A 16,214-nucleotide genomic window follows, 5' to 3' on the forward strand; every position below is an offset into this window, starting at 1 on the left:
GGTGGCACTCCCCGCGATGCGGCAGTGCGCGTGCTCGTCCTGGTTCATCCCTGGTCCTCCGACGAGGGGTAGACCCGCCACAGCTGGGAGAGGTTCGGTCCGCCCCACATGCGGGTCAGGCCCACCAGTCGGTCGTTGCCCTGGAGGTGGTCGGCGATGGCGAGGGCGTAGCGCGGGTGCACGACCGAGACCATGTAGAAGTCATTGCTGCGCTCTGCGTGGGAGACCAGCCGCCAGTGCTGGTTGAGGCTGTCCGTGCCTTCTCGGAGAGTCACGATGTCGGGCGGGTTGGCCCCCGCGGTGAGGCAGCGGTGGTTGGCGTACGACTCGATGCGCACGGTGCCGTCGGAGTTCTGCCGCAGGAACCATCGGTGCGAGGTGTTGTCCTTGGCGAACGGGTCCTGTGCCCAGGTCTGGGTGTGGTTGCCGACACCGTCGTGCCAGTCGTTGCACATGAAGTAGGTGCCGGTGACGTGGTGGGTCATCGTCACCGATCCGCCCGCGAGCAGTACGAGGTCGCTCATGCCAGTGCTCCTCAGCCTCGAGAGTTTCTTCAGGGGGCGCCCATGGGACTCAGCGTAAAGAGCCGGTTGTAGCTCCACAGCGTGGCCAACCGGTCGTTTACCGAGGTCAGAGCCTGTCCGGGAGATCTCGAACGGGTGAACGGAGCTAGCCGAGCCGGCTGACCGAGCGTCACCCACATGTCCCGCAGGCGGCGCAACGATGTGGCAGGGCACCGCTGAATTCGAACGGGCAGCATGGACGGCACGTGGCAGGCGGGAGCTGCAAGAACGAGAAGATGACAGCCTTCCCGACGAGCCCACTGTCTCATTCCGTTTCCCTTGTCGCTCCGGTGTGAGAGTCCGCGGGGCATGGGCGTATTCCCGATACCAGCTCGCGGAAGTCGAACGCGCGGGTACCGCCGGACGCGGACGCGAGAAAGTGTTCGTCGCCTGTCGACCGATGGGCGCCGGCGGTCTTCGTCGTGCCCGCCTGACCGGGTTTCTCTTGAGAGCCGAGGGTCTCATCGACTCCGGCCGAGGCCGGGCCCTCGCTCAGGACCCTGATGTCACGCGCTACGGCTGCAGGAAGAGAGCGCGGTGTGCCTTCTCGCCGGGATCCCTGCGGAACGCGTCTTTCATGAGCGCGGCCGTTGTCGGCCCTGGCGCCGTTGGCCACTCTTCATGAACGTTGCACTCCGAGTGAATCAATATCTGTGCCCGAGAGATCAGAGTTTGACGGACCGCGCAGTGGGAGTTTTTGCTGCGACGAGCGGAGCGGGATTATCCAACGCGCACGGGCCGTTTTGGCGTGCTACTGTCGATCCAAGTTGCAGTTGTGGTTCCCAAGACTTCAAGTGCCCCCACCAGGCTTCCCCGGTCGGGAGCACTTTTGTATTTCCGGTCATTTCCGGGCGGGGTAATCATCGCGGCGACACGGCGTCCGCGCGGTGCGGACGCCGATGCACTGCCCCAAAGGAGATATGACATGGCTACTGGTACCGTGAAGTGGTTCAACGCGGAAAAGGGCTTCGGCTTCATCGAGCAGGACGGTGGCGGCGCCGACGTGTTCGCCCACTACTCGAACATCGCCGCGCAGGGCTTCCGTGAGCTGCTCGAAGGCCAGAAGGTGAACTTCGACATCGCGCAGGGACAGAAGGGCCCGACGGCCGAGAACATCGTTCCGGCCTGACGCTCACGCGCAATCCGTAGCTGGGGCCCGCATCCTTCGGGGTGCGGGCCCCAGCTGCACCCGTATCCCGCAGCGGCTTTCACCCGCGGGATGTGGTTTCTTTTGACACCGGTCCATACTTGTAATTCTCCATGCCATTCATCGCGGCGGGAATTCCTTGATATGTGCCACATCGAGGAAGGTTCCGCATGAACCGCACGTACACGAACGACCGCCCCGCCCGCTCCCGTGACGGCCGTGCCGACGCCGGAAGGGGCGGCTACGGCTCGCAGGCATCGCGTCGTACCGGCGGGCCCGTCCGCTCCGGCGGTTACGGCCGTCGGCCCGCCGCGGTGCAGGGTGAGTTCGCGCTGCCCAGGACGATCACCCCCGCACTGTCGGCAGTCGAGGGCTTCGCCGAGCTCGACATGCCCGAGCAGCTGCTGGCCGAACTCGGCAGGCAGGGCGTGACCGCACCGTTCCCGATCCAGGGAGCGACGCTGCCGAACTCCTTGGCGGGCCGTGACGTTCTGGGCCGCGGGCGCACCGGTTCCGGCAAGACCCTGGCCTTCGGCCTCGCCCTGCTCGCCCGCACCGCCGGACAGCGTGCTGAGCCCCGCCAGCCGCTGGGGCTGATCCTCGTACCCACGCGTGAGCTGGCACAGCAGGTGACCGACGCGCTGACCCCCTACGCCCGCTCCGTGCGGCTGCGGCTGGCCACCGTGGTGGGCGGCATGTCGATCGGGCGGCAGGCCGGCGTGCTGCGCGGCGGAGCCGAGGTCGTCGTCGCGACCCCGGGCCGGCTCAAGGACCTCATCGACCGCGGCGAATGCCGGCTGAACCACGTCGGCATCACCGTGCTGGACGAGGCCGACCAGATGGCCGACATGGGCTTCATGCCCCAGGTCACCGCGCTGCTCGACCAGGTCCGCCCCGAGGGGCAGCGCATGCTGTTCTCCGCCACCCTGGACCGCAACGTCGACCTGCTGGTGCGCCGCTACCTGACCGACCCGGTCGTGCATTCGGTCGACCCCTCGGCGGGTGCGGTCACGACGATGGAGCACCACGTCCTGCACGTCCACGGCGCCGACAAGCACGCCGCCACGACCGAGATCGCCGCCCGCGACGGCCGCGTGATCATGTTCTTGGACACGAAGCACGCCGTCGACCGGCTGACCCAGGACCTGCTCAACAGCGGGGTGCGCGCCGCCGCGCTGCACGGCGGCAAATCGCAGCCCCAGCGCACCCGCACGCTGGCGCAGTTCAAGACGGGGCACGTCACCGTGCTGGTGGCGACCAACGTCGCGGCGCGCGGCATCCATGTCGACCACCTCGACCTGGTCGTCAACGTCGATCCGCCGACCGACCACAAGGACTACCTCCACCGCGGCGGCCGTACCGCCCGCGCCGGCGAGTCCGGCAGCGTCGTCACCCTGGTCACGCCGAACCAGCGCCGAGGCATGGTCCGTCTGATGTCGGACGCCGGAATCCGGCCGCAGACCACCCGGATCCGCTCGGGCGACGATGCCCTGAACCGGATCACCGGAGCTCAGGCCCCTTCCGGCATCCCCGTCGTCATCACGGCACCGGTGGTCGAACGCCCCAAGCGCAGCGCCACCTCCCGAGGCCGACGCCGCCCCACCTCCGCGACCAGGCGCACCCCCGTACGCCAGTCCGGCCTCGGCGCGATGGCCTAGAACCTTCGTGATCAGGAAGCCGGCCCAGCTCCGCAGGAGGCACCCTTTGACGCTGGTTCAGACGCAGCCCCGCCCGGCGGACGCCAACCCCGCGCACAGGACGGCGGTGGAGGTCATGGACCCGGTCGGACCGCAGGTCCGTGACGACATGAGCGTCGAGGTGGCGCTGGCCGTCATGGCCGCCGCACGCACGGTCCGGCTGGTCGTCTGCGACCAGGACGGCCAGTGCACCGGCCTGGTCACCCGTACCGAACTGGCCGCCGTCCGTGGCAGCTCCGACCACACGGACCGTGTCCGCATGCGCGACATCCTCGGCGACCACGGTTCGTTCACCTCCTCACCCGTGACCACGACGGCCGAAGCCGAGCACGCGATGCGCACCCGTCGACTCGGTGTCCGGCCGGTGGTCGACGAGCAAGGCAGCGCCCTGGGCATCCGCGCCCTCTCCCGCTGAAACACCTCGCCCCTGTTCGGACCGTTCTTACCTTCTCTCTGTGAGGCCACATGCGCTGCGTCATCGCCCGCTTCCCCTTCGAACTCACCAAGGGCGGCGTACTGGAATCGATGAAGGGCATCAAGCCCGAACCGGTCACCGGCGAATCGGTGATCATCGGCCGCCGCCACTACCCCGTCAAGCAGGTCGGCCAGGTCATCACGCGCCAGGACCGCCGAGACTTCAGCGCCGCCGAAGTCCTGCGGGCCATGGCTCAGCTCGGCTTCACCTGCCGCGCCGTCCCCAAGGCAGCGCCCGTGGGCATCCTCAGCCCGATGCAGCACGCCTCCGCGATGCTCGGCACCCCCGTCACGGTCTGACCGGGCAGACAGACACGAGCCGACACCTGACCAGCAGTGTGGGCCCGACCGGTACACCGGTCGGGCCCACACTGCGTGGGTGCCCTGCAGGATCCGGGCGACATGGAAGTGCAGACGGGTGGGCGGCCTGTCCCTGCAAGGAAGGCGCTCACGGTCTTGCCGCCGGAGGCCCGGCGGCGGGCGACCGCCGTGGCGTGGGCGAGGCCGGTGACCATGGGCCGGCCGAAGCCCCCGGTGCCGCCGGCGACCTCGAAGGTGTTGGGGTGCGCAGTCAGAGTCAGTTCCACCTGCTGGAACCATCCATGGACCGGTCGAGGCAGACTGGTCGAGACGGGACTACCTCATCATCGAGTGCACGGAAATCTATGCCAGCCGGAGTAGACATTCGTCGGCGGTGTGGTTACGGTTTCTCTCGTAGCCGAGATCGAGCAAGGCCCGGCAGACATGAACTGCCGGGCAGTAGTACGCAGTTGCAGTTCGTAGGGCGGTGCGGTGGTGGAGTTCCGAAGCCAGAGCGGTTGCAGGACGGCGACGGGACTGACGACCGGACCGGGTGGCCCGCAGTGGTCAGGGGCCGCCGTGAGGCGGTACTGCAGTGGCAGTACCAGTGAGTGAAGGTTCGCAGTACCCAGCAGTGAAGTCAGTGAGCAGTACCTCGGTGAAGGCGTCGGCTGCGCGCGCGCGCACCGGGAGGTTCGGCAGTGGGGTTCCAAGCCAGAGCAGACGCAGGACGGGTGACGGGGCTGGCTGCCGAAGAGTGGCGCTGTTCGAGGCCACCAGCAGTGCGCAGTTTCCGTTGGTGAGTAGTTGATCAAGAGGGAAGAACGGAGGAGCCGAGCGCCATCAGGATCGCCCGGGCGGAAGTCTTGGACCCGGGTACCGCAGGACATCGATAGTGAGGTGGTCTCCGGTCGAGCAACCGCGATCCCCGCGCCCCCGACAGCGTCTCGGTCGGGTCTGCGGAAACAGATGGCCGGTGCAGTATCAGGGCCGGCAGATGGTGTAGTAGTTCCTTCGGGGCCCTGGTGCCAGTACGGTGCCAGGGCCCCTCCACGCGTTCCGCAGAGAGGTGCGATGACAGCAGACGACACGTTCGGCCGTCTCGATGACGACGACTACCCTGCCTACACCATGGGCCGGGCCGCCGAGATGCTCGGCACCTCACAGGGCTTCCTCCGCGCCATCGGCGAAGCCCGCCTCATCACCCCGCTGCGCTCCGCCGGCGGCCATCGCCGCTACTCCCGCTACCAGCTGCGTATCGCCGCGCGTGCCCGGGAACTCGTCGACCACGGGACCCCCATCGAGGCCGCCTGCCGGATCGTCATCCTTGAAGACCAGCTCGAGGAAGCCCAGCGCCTCAACGCCGAATACCGCCGCGCCGCCGAATCGGCGAAGCCGACGGCAGCAGCATGAGATGAGCGTGCCGGTCGGCGTCGGCGGGAACCGCACGTGGGCACCGTGGCGCGGAGAGGTACAGCTCCCACTACGCATGCGTGGACGGGTACCAGCTGCCCGCCCCTGCCTCTGCCTCTTCAACCGCCACCGCGGCATCCACTCGCCGCGCTCGCGGCCGGTCTGTGGTCTCCCCGCCCCCCTGGCCCTGATCGCGCTGACCTTGTGCGGTGCCCTGCCGGTCCAGCGGCGGACGGCGCGCCACGCGAGGCCGGCGGCCGCCACTGCCCACGCGGCCGCGGCGAACCGGCCCCGTACGGGCGGTCAGCCGCAGGTACGAGAAGACCGGCTCACTCCCCGTGCGCAGGCTTCGTCAGCTCTGCGTTGAACTGGGCGCCGGTCAGGAGGGACAGATTGGAGAGCCACAGCCAGACCAGGAACACCACGACGCCTGCCAGGGAACCGTACAGACGGTCATAGGTGCTGACCAGGGAGGTGTAGACGGCGAACCCGAGTGAGACGGTCAGCAGGAGCGCCACCGCCAGTGTGCCGCCGGGCGCCATCCTCCGGACAGGGCGGGAGGTCACCGGTCCTGACCGGTACAGGACGAGCACCAAGGCGACGGCTACGGCGGCCACGACCGGCCACCGCAGCGTGTCCCAGGTGGCCTGGGGCCCGGTACCCAGACTCAGAGCCTGGCCCATACGCCGGGCCAGGTCTCCGGTGAGCAACAACGCGAGAGTCGACGTCAGAAGCAGGGAGCTCAGGACGAGTGCCGTGGCGATGATGCGCGGAGCTGTACGCCAGACCGGCCGGTCCGCGCTGATCCGATGCATGGAGTACAACGCCCGGCGGAAGACGCTCAGATAGCTGCATCCCGACCACAGGGCCCCCGCCCCTCCGACGAGGATCAGCGTCCATGCCGCCGTCGGCTGTGCGGCCATCTGCCGCAGGGTGCTGCGCAGCAGGGCGCGGGATTCGGCCGGGGCCGCCTGCGTCATGCGGTCGATGACCTCCGGCTTGGCCGTGGGCATGGTCAGACCCAGAATCGAGAGGATCACCAGCAGCAACGGGAACAGGGCCAGAACCGCGTAGTAGGTCAGCGCAGCGGCCGAGTCCGTGACGTCGTCGTTCCAGACGGCCATCGGCGTCCGGCGCAACGCCACCCACCACCGAGCCGTGTGACCGTCTGCATCATCCATGACGCGGATGCTCTCACTCCGCGTCCTCGGGCCACCATCCAGCACTGCGGTGCGGCAGGACCCGGCACGTGTGCCGGGTTACCCGACGTGCTGGGGAAGGCGGGACTGGCGCTGGGGCCACGGCCTCTCGGCACCGCGCGGTGAACAGAGCGTGGAGATTCTCCTGTCCCTGTGCGCGAGGTGTCTCCATGACCGGCGCTGCGCAGGGTTCAGTATTGCTCGGTCTCCACGAAACCCCCGTCCGAGTCGTCGTCCGCACCGAGTGCGGCGGCCGCAGCCGTGGGGTCGAATCCGGGTGGGCTGTCCTTGAGGCCCAAGCCCAGGCCGGCCAGCTTCGCCTTGACCTCGTCGATGGACTTCGCACCGAAGTTGCGGATGTCCATAAGGTCGGCCTCGGAGCGAGCGAGGAGTTCGCCCACGGAGTGGACGCCCTCACGCTTGAGGCAGTTGTACGACCGGACCGTGAGCTCGAGCTCCTCGATCGGCAGCGCCAGATCGGCGGCCAGGGCGGCGTCCGTGGGGGACGGGCCCATGTCGATGCCCTCGGCGTCGATGTTGAGCTCGCGGGCGAGACCGAAGAGCTCGACCAGGGTCTTGCCGGCGGACGCCATGGCGTCACGCGGGCGCATGGCCTGCTTGGTCTCGACGTCGACGATCAGCTTGTCGAAGTCGGTCCGCTGCTCGACACGCGTGGCCTCGACCTTGTACGTGACCTTGAGCACCGGCGAGTAGATGGAGTCGACCGGGATCCGGCCGATCTCCTGGCCGACCTGCTTGTTCTGCACGGCGGAGACGTAACCGCGGCCACGCTCGACCGTGAGCTCCATCTCCAGCTTGCCCTTGCCGTTGAGCGTGGCGAGGACGAGGTCGGGGTTGTGCACCTCGACACCGGCCGGGGGCGCGATGTCGGCGGCGGTGACCAGACCCGGGCCCTGCTTGCGCAGGTACATCACGACCGGCTCGTCCTGCTCACTGCTCACGACGAGCTGCTTGATGTTGAGGATCAGGTCGGTGACGTCCTCCTTGACGCCCGGCACGGTGGTGAACTCGTGCAGCACGCCCTCGATGCGGATGGACGTGACCGCCGCACCCGGGATCGAGGAGAGGAGGGTCCGGCGCAGGGAGTTGCCGAGGGTGTAACCGAAGCCCGGCTCCAGCGGCTCGATCACGAACCGGGAGCGGAACTCGTCGACGACCTCTTCGGTCAGGGACGGACGCTGAGCAATGAGCACGGGGTGGTGCCTCCAGTGGTTTGGCGTTCGCTGTGTGACGCCGTGGACACGCTTGTTTGTAGCGCAGCGGCCGGTGGATGGCGAGGTAGGACGTGGTGAAGGTGGCCCGGTCGGGTGTGGCGGTCGGGAGATTCCGGAGGGCTTCCAGGTACGTCATGCCGATCCCTTGTGGATGGCACTTTACGCTTTGCTGCACCCCGGACCACCTGGAAGCCGTGCCGAAGAAGCAAGCTTTGCGGCGCAGGGACCGGGAGAGCGCGCGAGCCAGGAGGACGCACTGTCCCCACGGCCACGCCTGCACGCCGGAGAACTCGTATCCGGATCCCTGAGTGTTCCGGCAGTGCCGGACGTGCCGCGCCGGGAAGGGCGAGAGCCGTCGGGTTCCCCGGGCCGTGTGAGATGTCGTGAGACGTGAGAGGGTCTGGGGCGTGAGTGAGACACCGCCGAACACCCTGCAGTACCGCTTTGACGGGCCGGAAGACGCTCCTGTACTGATCCTGGGTCCCTCACTGGGTACCACATGGCACATGTCGTAGAAGCCGTCCACGGGCGTCCAGTCGGTCCAGGGCGAGCACGTAAGTCCAGGTCAGGGCCTTGTGACGCGACAGCGTCTGCGGGGTTGGTGACACGCCTGTGATCGCTTGTGACGCGTGATGGTCACTGAGGCCCCCGCCGGGCAGGTGTCGGCAGGGGCCCTCAGCGTTCCTCAACGGCGAGGTCCTCTCCTCGATTAGACCCGGCGTGAAATCGTTCGTTGCCTCAAGCGCTATGAGGCCCGGGAGGTCTTCCACCTGGTCGGACGGTTACAGGATCCCGCTCATAAAGGGCTGTGTGATCAGTCTGGAGAGCGGTGTGCGAATGCTCCGCGACGCCGGATACCCGATCGAGGACGTGGCCGAAGAGGTCGAGCGGATCCAGCAGCGGGCCTTCGAGCAGGCCGCCCTCTCGCAGATGCCACCGGCGACAACGCCGCGGTACGCAAATTACCTCGGCCTGCGCGAAGCCGACCCTGGCATCCGTGCGGTGCCACTGCTGGCCGCCCTCGACCGTGCAGGGCAGCCGGCACATGACAGTCCGGCAGATGCGGGCGCAGCGCGCGGTCAGTCAGTGGGCGCGGCAGGGCTGAGCTGACGGGACTCGACCGCCTGCAGCGGGGGCGATCAGGGCCTGGCGGCGACCGGCCCGGCGCCACCGCGCGGGCCCCGGTCACCACTGGATCGTCCCTGGGACCGACTGCGGCGCCTCCCGTGCCGTGACCGTCTCGCGTGCCGACGCGCGGACGTCGGGGTGTGCGTGCCGGCGCAGGGTGCGGAGCTGGCCGCGCCACGGCTCCGTCCACCGAGAGCGGCTGCCGCCGGAGACGGTGAGCCTGATGGCGAACAGGCCCTGGGCCAGGCCCGGTTCCGCACCCAGCGTGCGGGCGGTCTCCAACCACGCCTCTGGCGCGGGGCCGCTGGTCGCGCTGAGCCGCGAGCTGAGCCCTTCGGCGATGTCCCGGGCGAGCAGCGGACGTCCTTCGCAGTCGGCAGCCAATCGGCGCAGGCCCGACGACAGCGCGGTGGCGTCCTTGTTCAGTTCGAGAGCGTACAGCCGGAGTTCGGCGACGGAGCGCGCGAAATCCTCGTGCCCGGCGGCGGTGTCGGCGGCGCGCAGCAGCACGTCCGCCGTCGGCCGGCCCCCGCCCCGGTAGCGATGGTGGAGCAGGAGGTGGTGCAGCAGGCTCGCGGCCCGCTGCCGGGCCGGCTGGTCGCGTTCGGGCTCGGCGTCGGGCTGGTACGGGTCTCCTGTGGCTTCCAGCATCGCCCGCAGGGCCCGAAGGTACGGGCTGTCGTCGTCCGCCGCGAGCTCCACCAGCTCCTGCCCGGCCATCGCCCACACCGCCCGATCGGCAAGGTCCGTGGTGGCGGCCACCAGCATCTCGGCGATCTCCGGCTGCCACGGTGCCCATTCCGCCAGTGCTGGGAACAGCGCCGCAGCCGTTTCCGGTTCGAGCGGCTCGCAGGCGTGATGCAGCAGCCCTGCGTACCTGGCCCGATGCTCCTCGTCCACCTCGGCCACGGCCGCCCGTGCCAGCTTCTGGCGGAGCTCCGTGCGTCCCTGCGCGGCCGACTCCAGCATGGGCCAGCTGGCCGGCTCCGCCAGCATGCCCTGGGCAAACGCGACGCACACCGACTGCACGTCGTGGTGCTGCCCGGGGAGCTCGAACGCTTCCCGCAGCAGCGGCGCCGCCTGCGCCGGGGGCAGCATCGTCGCCGCGAGGCGCACCGCCTCCTTGCGGCTGGTGACCTTCACCGTCCGCGGGTCCTTCGGCGTGAGCAGCCTGCGGAGCTCCGTGGCGAGCCGCGACGGCGCGACGTACTGCGCGGCCCGCGTCGCCGCGTAGACCGCGACCCGGGCGCGGTCGCCGCCCGCGTGCTCCAGCAGTAGCGGCAGCACCTCGTCGGGGCGGTCGGTCCACGGCAGTGCGCCGAGGGCCGCCTCCGCCAGCGGGACGTTCGACGATCCCGTGTAGCGGCGGACGACTTCCAGGCCCGCCTCCGGGATCACTGCCGCCGCCGAGAGGGCCTGGACGCGCACATGCACCGGCTGCCCCGCGTCTCCCGCTGTGCGCGCGAGCAGCTCCGCCGTCGCCCGCTGCTGGCGCGGCACCCAGCGGTGGGCCCGGTAGGTGGGTGGCGTCCAGTGACTGCGGGCGGTCAGGAAGCGGCCGTATGGTGGGGTGTCCGCCAGCACCGGGTCGAGTAGGTCCGTACGCCGCCCCGTCAGGACTCTCAGAACGGACGGCAGGACGGCGGCGGACGGCTCCAGCCGCACGATCCGCTCCACCCGCTCGTCGCGCCCCTTCGGCTGCTCCAGCCAGAGGTCGATGGCGGTGCGGACGGACGCGTCGTTTCCGAACTGGACGGCCTGCCACAGGTACTCCTGGAGTTCGGCCATCCCCCACGCGCGCCGCCCGAGTGCCCGTACGAGTGCGAAGACGAGCGAGTAGTCGGCCTTGTCGGTGGCGGCCTCCAGCCACGGCCGTAGCGCCGCCAGCACCTCGTACTCCTGGCCGCGCCGCAGCACGATGTCGAGGCGGCCGACGTTCGCGCCGCCGGTGTGGCCGGACAGCCGGGTGAGGGTCTCGAGGGCCCAGCCGATGAGCCGCGTGCCGCCCGTGACGGCGTGCTCGCGCAGCACGGACAGGGCGAGCGTGCTGAGCGCGTGACGGGTGCTCCAGGAGGAGTCGCGGGCTTCGACGGCGTCGATGGCGATTCGCCCGAGGACCTCGGCGGCGTCCTCCGCGAACAGCGAAGGGCGCACCTCCGCCAGTGCGGAGAGGGCGGCGCTGCGGACCGGGTCCTGTTCATTGCGCAGCCGCAGCAGCGCACGCAGCAACCGGCTCACTTCCTGTGGGTCGCGCGAGCGTGCTGCGTTGCGGACGAGCAGTGGGTACGCCGTAGCGCGGTCGTCCGCGTCGGAGCGGCGGACGGCGGTGAGAAGGTCGTCACGGACCTCGTCCGGCGGCAGATAGGCGGCTGCCGTCAGTATCTGCGTCCAGTGCGCGCCCCTGCCGCGGGCCAGCGTCGCCATCCGCCGAGCCTCCGCAGTGCGCCGCTCGTACGGCAGCACGTCGAGCAGGGCGGGGCTGAGGTCCGCGTGGGCGAGGTCCTTGCCCTCCATCGCCGCGTCGAACAGGGCGCCGCGGCGGGAGGGCGGCAGGCAGGCCAGCAGCCGGGCGAGAGCGGCTGCGTTGTCGTTCCAGGCGCAGGCGAGGTCGGTGAGTTCCGCCGGGGCGTGGCGGACGAGGCGGCGCAGCACGGCGGGTTCGAGGTGGCCGCTGTTCAGCCGGGACCGCAGCTTCGGGCGTAGCAGCAGCCGCACCGTGCGGCCGGGATCCGCCTCGACCAAGAGGTGCAGCTTGCGGTCCACGGGCATCGGCAGCGTCTCGTAACGCTCGAGCACAGCCAGCACGCCGAGCGGATCCCGTTCGGCGAGGAGCGCGAGCGCGTCCGCGTGGGACGCCAGCCAGCCGTCCCGTACGACGGCGGGGAGGGTGTCGAGCTGCCGCTCCATCTCGGCGAGCAGCAGAGCGGGATGGCGGGCGGCGAGCAGCCGGTAGGAGCTCAGTCCGCGGAACAGGCGGGGCAGCAGCCGGGCGGCGGTCTCCGCCGTGCAGGCGGCGAGCAGTTCCGCGGCGGCCTCGGCGCCCCATCGCCGGTACGTCGGCTCGACCAGCGCCTCGGCGAGGCCCGTACGCCCCGCCACGGCGATGGCGTGCACGAGCTGCTGCCGCACGGCGGCGGGCGCGTCCTCGATGGCCTCGATCACGGCGGCGTCCGTGAGCCGCCCCTGCAGCAGCGCCCTGATCGCGGGGGCGCGGACGAGGCGGTCGGGGTCCGCGAGGCAGCCCTCCAGATACGCGTCGTGGCGCGCCATGTCCGCCGCGGTGGCGGCGAGCCGCCGCCCGTGGACGCCGTGGGCGGCGAGCCCGGTCAAGAGCTCGTCGACCGCCCCCTCTGCCGCGGCGCGCCGGGCAGCGGAGGCCAGCTCACGCATGCGGTGGGGGTAGGAGAGCCGGTCGACGGCTGCGAGCAGGTGTTCGGCGCGCTGGGACATGAGGGCGATTCTGCCTGGCGGGCGGGGGTGGCGCCCGCGGATTTCGGCGGGGCGGGGGTCGTCGTGCGGCAGGCTGTGTGGCTGTCTGTGCGGGCTCTGTGGTGGTCTGTGCAGGCTCGGTCAGCAACTCCGCCAGCCGGTGGGTGAATTCGGTCAGCCAGTCTCGTTGCGGTCCGCTGCGGGCGATCCGGAACCCGTGCCTACGGCCCCAGAATGCGGCCTTCACGGCATGGAACTGCAATCGGCTGCCCGCTCGCTCGGCGCCGAACCGGCGCGTGATGCCGACTGTGCGCGGATGTCGGTAAGGCTCACGGAGTCCAGCCCAAGAGGGCGGGCCGTAGCCGCCTTCTGCGTGAGCCCATTGGCCACCTCGAGCGCCACGTCCTGCATCACGGAGGCTGCAGCGCGAGAAGTGGAGCGCCCACTGGGGAGTGCCGCCCCCGCCGCGCTGTGCGGGGTCAGTCCCGTCGAGCGTTCCTCGGGACGCCGGCAGTACCGTCGCCTCAACCGCGGCGGCGACCGTCAGGCTAACGCGGCGCTCCACCGGATCGTGTTCACCCGTCTGCGGGTCGACCCGCGCACCCAGGACTACTACGAGCGGCGGATCAAGGAGGGCAAGACGCGGCGCGAAATCGTCCGCTGCCTCAAACGCTACGCGGCCCGGGAGGTCTTCCACCTGGTAAAACAGCTACAGCCAGCCCCCCGCTCATAGGGGCTGTCGTGACAGATGAGAGGCTCAGACGGGTGAGCGAGACACCACCGAACACCCTGCAGTACCGCTTTGACGGGCCGGAAGACGCTCCTGTACTGATCCTGGGTCCCTCACTGGGTACCACATGGCACATGTGGGACCGCCAGATCCCCGAGCTGACCAAGCAGTGGCGCGTCTTCCGGTTCGACCTGCCCGGCCACGGAGGTGCTCCCGCCCACCCGGCCGGCTCGGTCACCGATCTCACCACGCGGCTGCTGGCCACCCTCGAAGGGCTCGGCGTGCAGCGCTTCGGATACGCGGGCTGCGCGCTCGGCGGCGCCGTCGGTATCGAGCTGGCCCTGCGCCACCCGGAGCGGCTCGCCTCCCTCGCGCTGATCGCCGCCTCGCCCCGCTTCGGCACGGCCGACGAGTTCCGGCAAAGAGGCGTGATCGTCCGCACGAACGGCCTCGACCCCATCGCCCGTACCGCGCCCGAGCGCTGGTTCACCGGCGGGTTCGCCGCCGCGCAGCCGGCGATCACCGAGTGGGCCGTGCAGATGGTGCGCACCACCGACCCCGGCTGCTACATCGCCTCCTGCGAGGCGCTCGCCTCGTTCGACGTCCGCCCCGAGCTCGGGCGGGTGGGCGTACCGACCCTGGTCCTGGTCGGATCGGACGACCAGGTCACCGGCCCCGCCGAGGCCCGCACGCTGGTCGCCGGCATCCCGGACGCCCGCCTCGCCGTCGTACCCGGCGCCTCGCACCTGGTCCCGGTGGAGCAGCCCGCCGCGGTCACCGACCTGCTGGTGCGGCACTTCTCCACCGCCTGGCAGCCCGCCTTCGAGACCTCCACCGGCCAGAACGCCCTGCCCCCGGCCGCACTCAAGCCGGTTCTGTCTCCCGCCCCGCCGCAGCCCCTGCAGACCGGGCCCGTCGCCGAGATCGCCGCGGTCGCGGTGCCGTCGCAGACCCAGGGGCGGCCCGACCCGTACGACGCCGGGATCAAGGTCCGCCGCGCGGTGCTGGGCGACGCGCACGTCGACCGGGCGCTGGCCCAGGCCGACGAGTTCTCCGGGGACTTCCAGGAGTTCATCACCCGCTACGCCTGGGGCGAGATCTGGGACCGCCCCGGCCTCGACCGGCGCACCCGCAGCTGCGTCACCCTCACCGCCCTGGTCGCCGGCGGTCACCTGGACGAGCTGGCCTTCCACACCAGAGCCGCCCTGCGCAACGGCCTCACCCCGGGCGAGATCAAGGAAGTGCTGCTCCAGACCGCCGTCTACTGCGGCGTCCCGGCAGCGAACAGCGCCTTCAAGGTGGCCCAGCAGGTCATCCGCGAGGAGACCACGCCCCAGGAGTGAGTCTCCCCACGGCCTCCGAGGCAGGATGGAGACCATGAAGCTCACGAAGAAGTCGCACGCCTGCGTCCGCCTCGAGAAGGACGGCCGGACCCTGGTCCTCGACCCCGGCGCCTTCAGCGAGGAGGACGCCGCACTCGGCGCGGACGCGATCCTCGTCACCCACGAGCACCCCGACCACTTCGACGAGTCCCGGCTGCGCGCCGCGATGGAGAACAACCCCGCCGCCGGGATCTGGACCCTGAAGGCGGTCGCGGAGAAGATCTCGGCCGCCTTTCCCGGCCGCGTCCACACCGTCGGCCACGGCGACACCTTCACCGCCGCCGGCTTCGACGTGCAGGTCCACGGCGAACTCCACGCGGTGATCCACCCGGACATCCCGCGCATCACCAACGTCGGCTACCTCGTCGACGGCGGCAGGGTCTTCCACCCCGGCGACGCCCTCACCGTCCCCGACCACCCGGTGGAGACGCTGATGCTCCCCGTCATGGCCCCCTGGAGCAAGATCTCCGAGGTCATCGACTACGTGCGCGAGCTGAAGCCGCAGCGCGCGTACGACATCCACGACGCCCTCCTCACCGACCTGGCCCGCCCGATCTACGACCGGCAGATCGGGCAGCTCGGCGGTTCGCAGCACCTGCGGCTGACGCCGGGGGAGTCCGCCGAGGTCTGAGGCGGCCTGCGGGGACCGGGCAGTGCTGTCAGACCCGCCGGGTAGGTTGTGGGACATGCGCATCGCGACCTGGAACGTGAACTCGATCACCGCCCGCCTGCCGAGGCTCCTGGCCTGGCTGGAGAGCAGCGGCACGGACGTGCTGTGCCTCCAGGAGGCCAAGGTCGCCGAGGAGCAGTTCCCGGCGGAGCAGCTGCGCGAGCTGGGCTACGAGTCGGCGGTCCACGCGACCGGCCGGTGGAACGGCGTGGCGGTGCTCTCCCGTGTCGGTATCGAGGACGTCGTCAAGGGCGTGCCCGGCGACCCCGGGTTCGACGGCTCGGTGGAGCCCCGCGCCATCTCGGCGACCTGCGGCCCGCTCCGCGTCTGGTCGGTCTACGTGCCGAACGGCCGGGAGGTGGATCACCCGCACTACGCCTACAAGCTGCAGTGGTTCGAGGCCCTCAAGGCCGCCGTCGCCGGTGACGCGGCGGGCAGCCGCCCCTTCGCGGTGATGGGCGACTACAACGTGGCGCCGACGGACGACGACGTCTTCGACCCCGCCTTCTTCGAGGGCGCCACCCACGTCACCCCCGCCGAGCGCGCCGCCCTGGCCTCCCTGCGCGAGGCGGGCCTGTCCGACGTGGTCCCGAGGCCCCTCAAGTACGACCACCCGTTCACGTACTGGGACTACCGCCAGCTCTCCTTCCCGAAGAACCGCGGCATGCGTATCGACCTGGTGTACGGCAACGCGCCCTTCGCGAAGGCCGTCAGCGACGCGTACGTGGACCGCGAGGAGCGCAAGGGCAAGGGCGCGTCGGACCACGCACCCGTCGTGGTCGATCTGGACGTCTAGGGCCTGTCGTTTGGATCAGACCGCGGACGCGGGGTCTGGCACGCGCCTCTG

13 protein-coding genes and 1 pseudogene are annotated in these 16,214 nt (G+C 70.3%); 10 read left to right on the forward strand and 4 right to left on the reverse strand.

What is annotated here, in order from left to right; genetic code table 11:
- Window positions 1–44: 44 nt before the first annotated feature.
- Window positions 45–524 (reverse strand): RICIN domain-containing protein, encoded by a 480-nt coding sequence (locus ACFU3E_RS33555; RefSeq protein ID WP_384166972.1) that lies wholly within the window; start codon window positions 522–524, stop codon window positions 45–47.
- A gap of 964 nt (window positions 525–1,488) precedes the next feature.
- On the opposite strand from ACFU3E_RS33555, the gene ACFU3E_RS33560 reads away from it, so the two are divergent.
- From ACFU3E_RS33560 to ACFU3E_RS33580, 5 genes are all read left to right on the forward strand, one after another.
- Window positions 1,489–1,692 carry a cold-shock protein gene (locus tag ACFU3E_RS33560; protein ID WP_042169227.1) on the forward strand — a complete coding sequence of 68 codons (204 nt, stop codon included), beginning with the start codon at window positions 1,489–1,491 and terminating at the stop codon, window positions 1,690–1,692.
- A 188-nt stretch (window positions 1,693–1,880) separates the two neighbouring features.
- On the forward strand, window positions 1,881–3,368 hold the full coding sequence (locus ACFU3E_RS33565) for a DEAD/DEAH box helicase (RefSeq protein WP_384166975.1): 1,488 nt from the start codon (window positions 1,881–1,883) through the stop codon (window positions 3,366–3,368).
- 46 nt (window positions 3,369–3,414) lie between these two features.
- A complete protein-coding gene (locus ACFU3E_RS33570; RefSeq protein WP_384166978.1) occupies window positions 3,415–3,822 on the forward strand; it encodes a CBS domain-containing protein in 408 nt (135 codons plus the stop codon).
- A gap of 50 nt (window positions 3,823–3,872) precedes the next feature.
- On the forward strand, window positions 3,873–4,181 hold the full coding sequence (locus ACFU3E_RS33575) for an SCO5918 family protein (RefSeq protein WP_384166981.1): 309 nt from the start codon (window positions 3,873–3,875) through the stop codon (window positions 4,179–4,181).
- Window positions 4,182–5,255: 1,074 nt separating this feature from the next.
- Entirely contained in the window at window positions 5,256–5,594 is a 339-nt protein-coding gene (locus tag ACFU3E_RS33580) for a MerR family transcriptional regulator (protein ID WP_384166984.1), read from the forward strand.
- Window positions 5,595–5,923: 329 nt separating this feature from the next.
- Here ACFU3E_RS33580 and ACFU3E_RS33585 read toward each other — a convergent pair whose 3' ends face one another.
- Window positions 5,924–6,775, reverse strand: coding sequence for a YihY/virulence factor BrkB family protein (locus tag ACFU3E_RS33585; protein WP_384166987.1), 852 nt, complete (start codon window positions 6,773–6,775; stop codon window positions 5,924–5,926).
- A 209-nt stretch (window positions 6,776–6,984) separates the two neighbouring features.
- Window positions 6,985–8,007 carry a DNA-directed RNA polymerase subunit alpha gene (locus ACFU3E_RS33590; RefSeq protein ID WP_384166990.1) on the reverse strand — a complete coding sequence of 341 codons (1,023 nt, stop codon included), beginning with the start codon at window positions 8,005–8,007 and terminating at the stop codon, window positions 6,985–6,987.
- Window positions 8,008–8,838: 831 nt separating this feature from the next.
- Between ACFU3E_RS33590 and ACFU3E_RS33595 the strand changes: the two genes are divergently transcribed.
- A complete protein-coding gene (locus tag ACFU3E_RS33595) occupies window positions 8,839–9,138 on the forward strand; it encodes a hypothetical protein (RefSeq protein WP_384166993.1) in 300 nt (99 codons plus the stop codon).
- Between the two features lie 75 nt (window positions 9,139–9,213).
- Here the strand turns inward: ACFU3E_RS33595 and ACFU3E_RS33600 are convergent, their stop codons facing one another.
- Window positions 9,214–12,606 (reverse strand): hypothetical protein, encoded by a 3,393-nt coding sequence (locus ACFU3E_RS33600; protein ID WP_384166996.1) that lies wholly within the window; start codon window positions 12,604–12,606, stop codon window positions 9,214–9,216.
- Window positions 12,607–13,039: 433 nt separating this feature from the next.
- On the opposite strand from ACFU3E_RS33600, the pseudogene ACFU3E_RS33605 reads away from it, so the two are divergent.
- From ACFU3E_RS33605 to ACFU3E_RS33620, 4 genes and pseudogenes are all read left to right on the forward strand, one after another.
- Window positions 13,040–13,318, forward strand: a pseudogene (locus ACFU3E_RS33605) (transposase); the annotation flags it as partial.
- Window positions 13,319–13,350: 32 nt separating this feature from the next.
- Window positions 13,351–14,658: a 4-carboxymuconolactone decarboxylase gene (pcaC, locus tag ACFU3E_RS33610; RefSeq protein WP_384166999.1), complete on the forward strand. Its 1,308-nt coding sequence runs from the start codon at window positions 13,351–13,353 to the stop codon at window positions 14,656–14,658.
- Window positions 14,659–14,692: 34 nt separating this feature from the next.
- On the forward strand, window positions 14,693–15,328 hold the full coding sequence (locus ACFU3E_RS33615) for an MBL fold metallo-hydrolase (RefSeq protein ID WP_384167002.1): 636 nt from the start codon (window positions 14,693–14,695) through the stop codon (window positions 15,326–15,328).
- Window positions 15,329–15,383: 55 nt separating this feature from the next.
- Window positions 15,384–16,163: an exodeoxyribonuclease III gene (locus ACFU3E_RS33620; protein ID WP_384167005.1), complete on the forward strand. Its 780-nt coding sequence runs from the start codon at window positions 15,384–15,386 to the stop codon at window positions 16,161–16,163.
- Window positions 16,164–16,214 lie beyond the last annotated feature (51 nt).

The organism is Streptomyces sp. NPDC057424 (assembly GCF_042803315.1).
Taxonomy (GTDB): Bacteria; Actinomycetota; Actinomycetes; order Streptomycetales; family Streptomycetaceae; genus Streptomyces.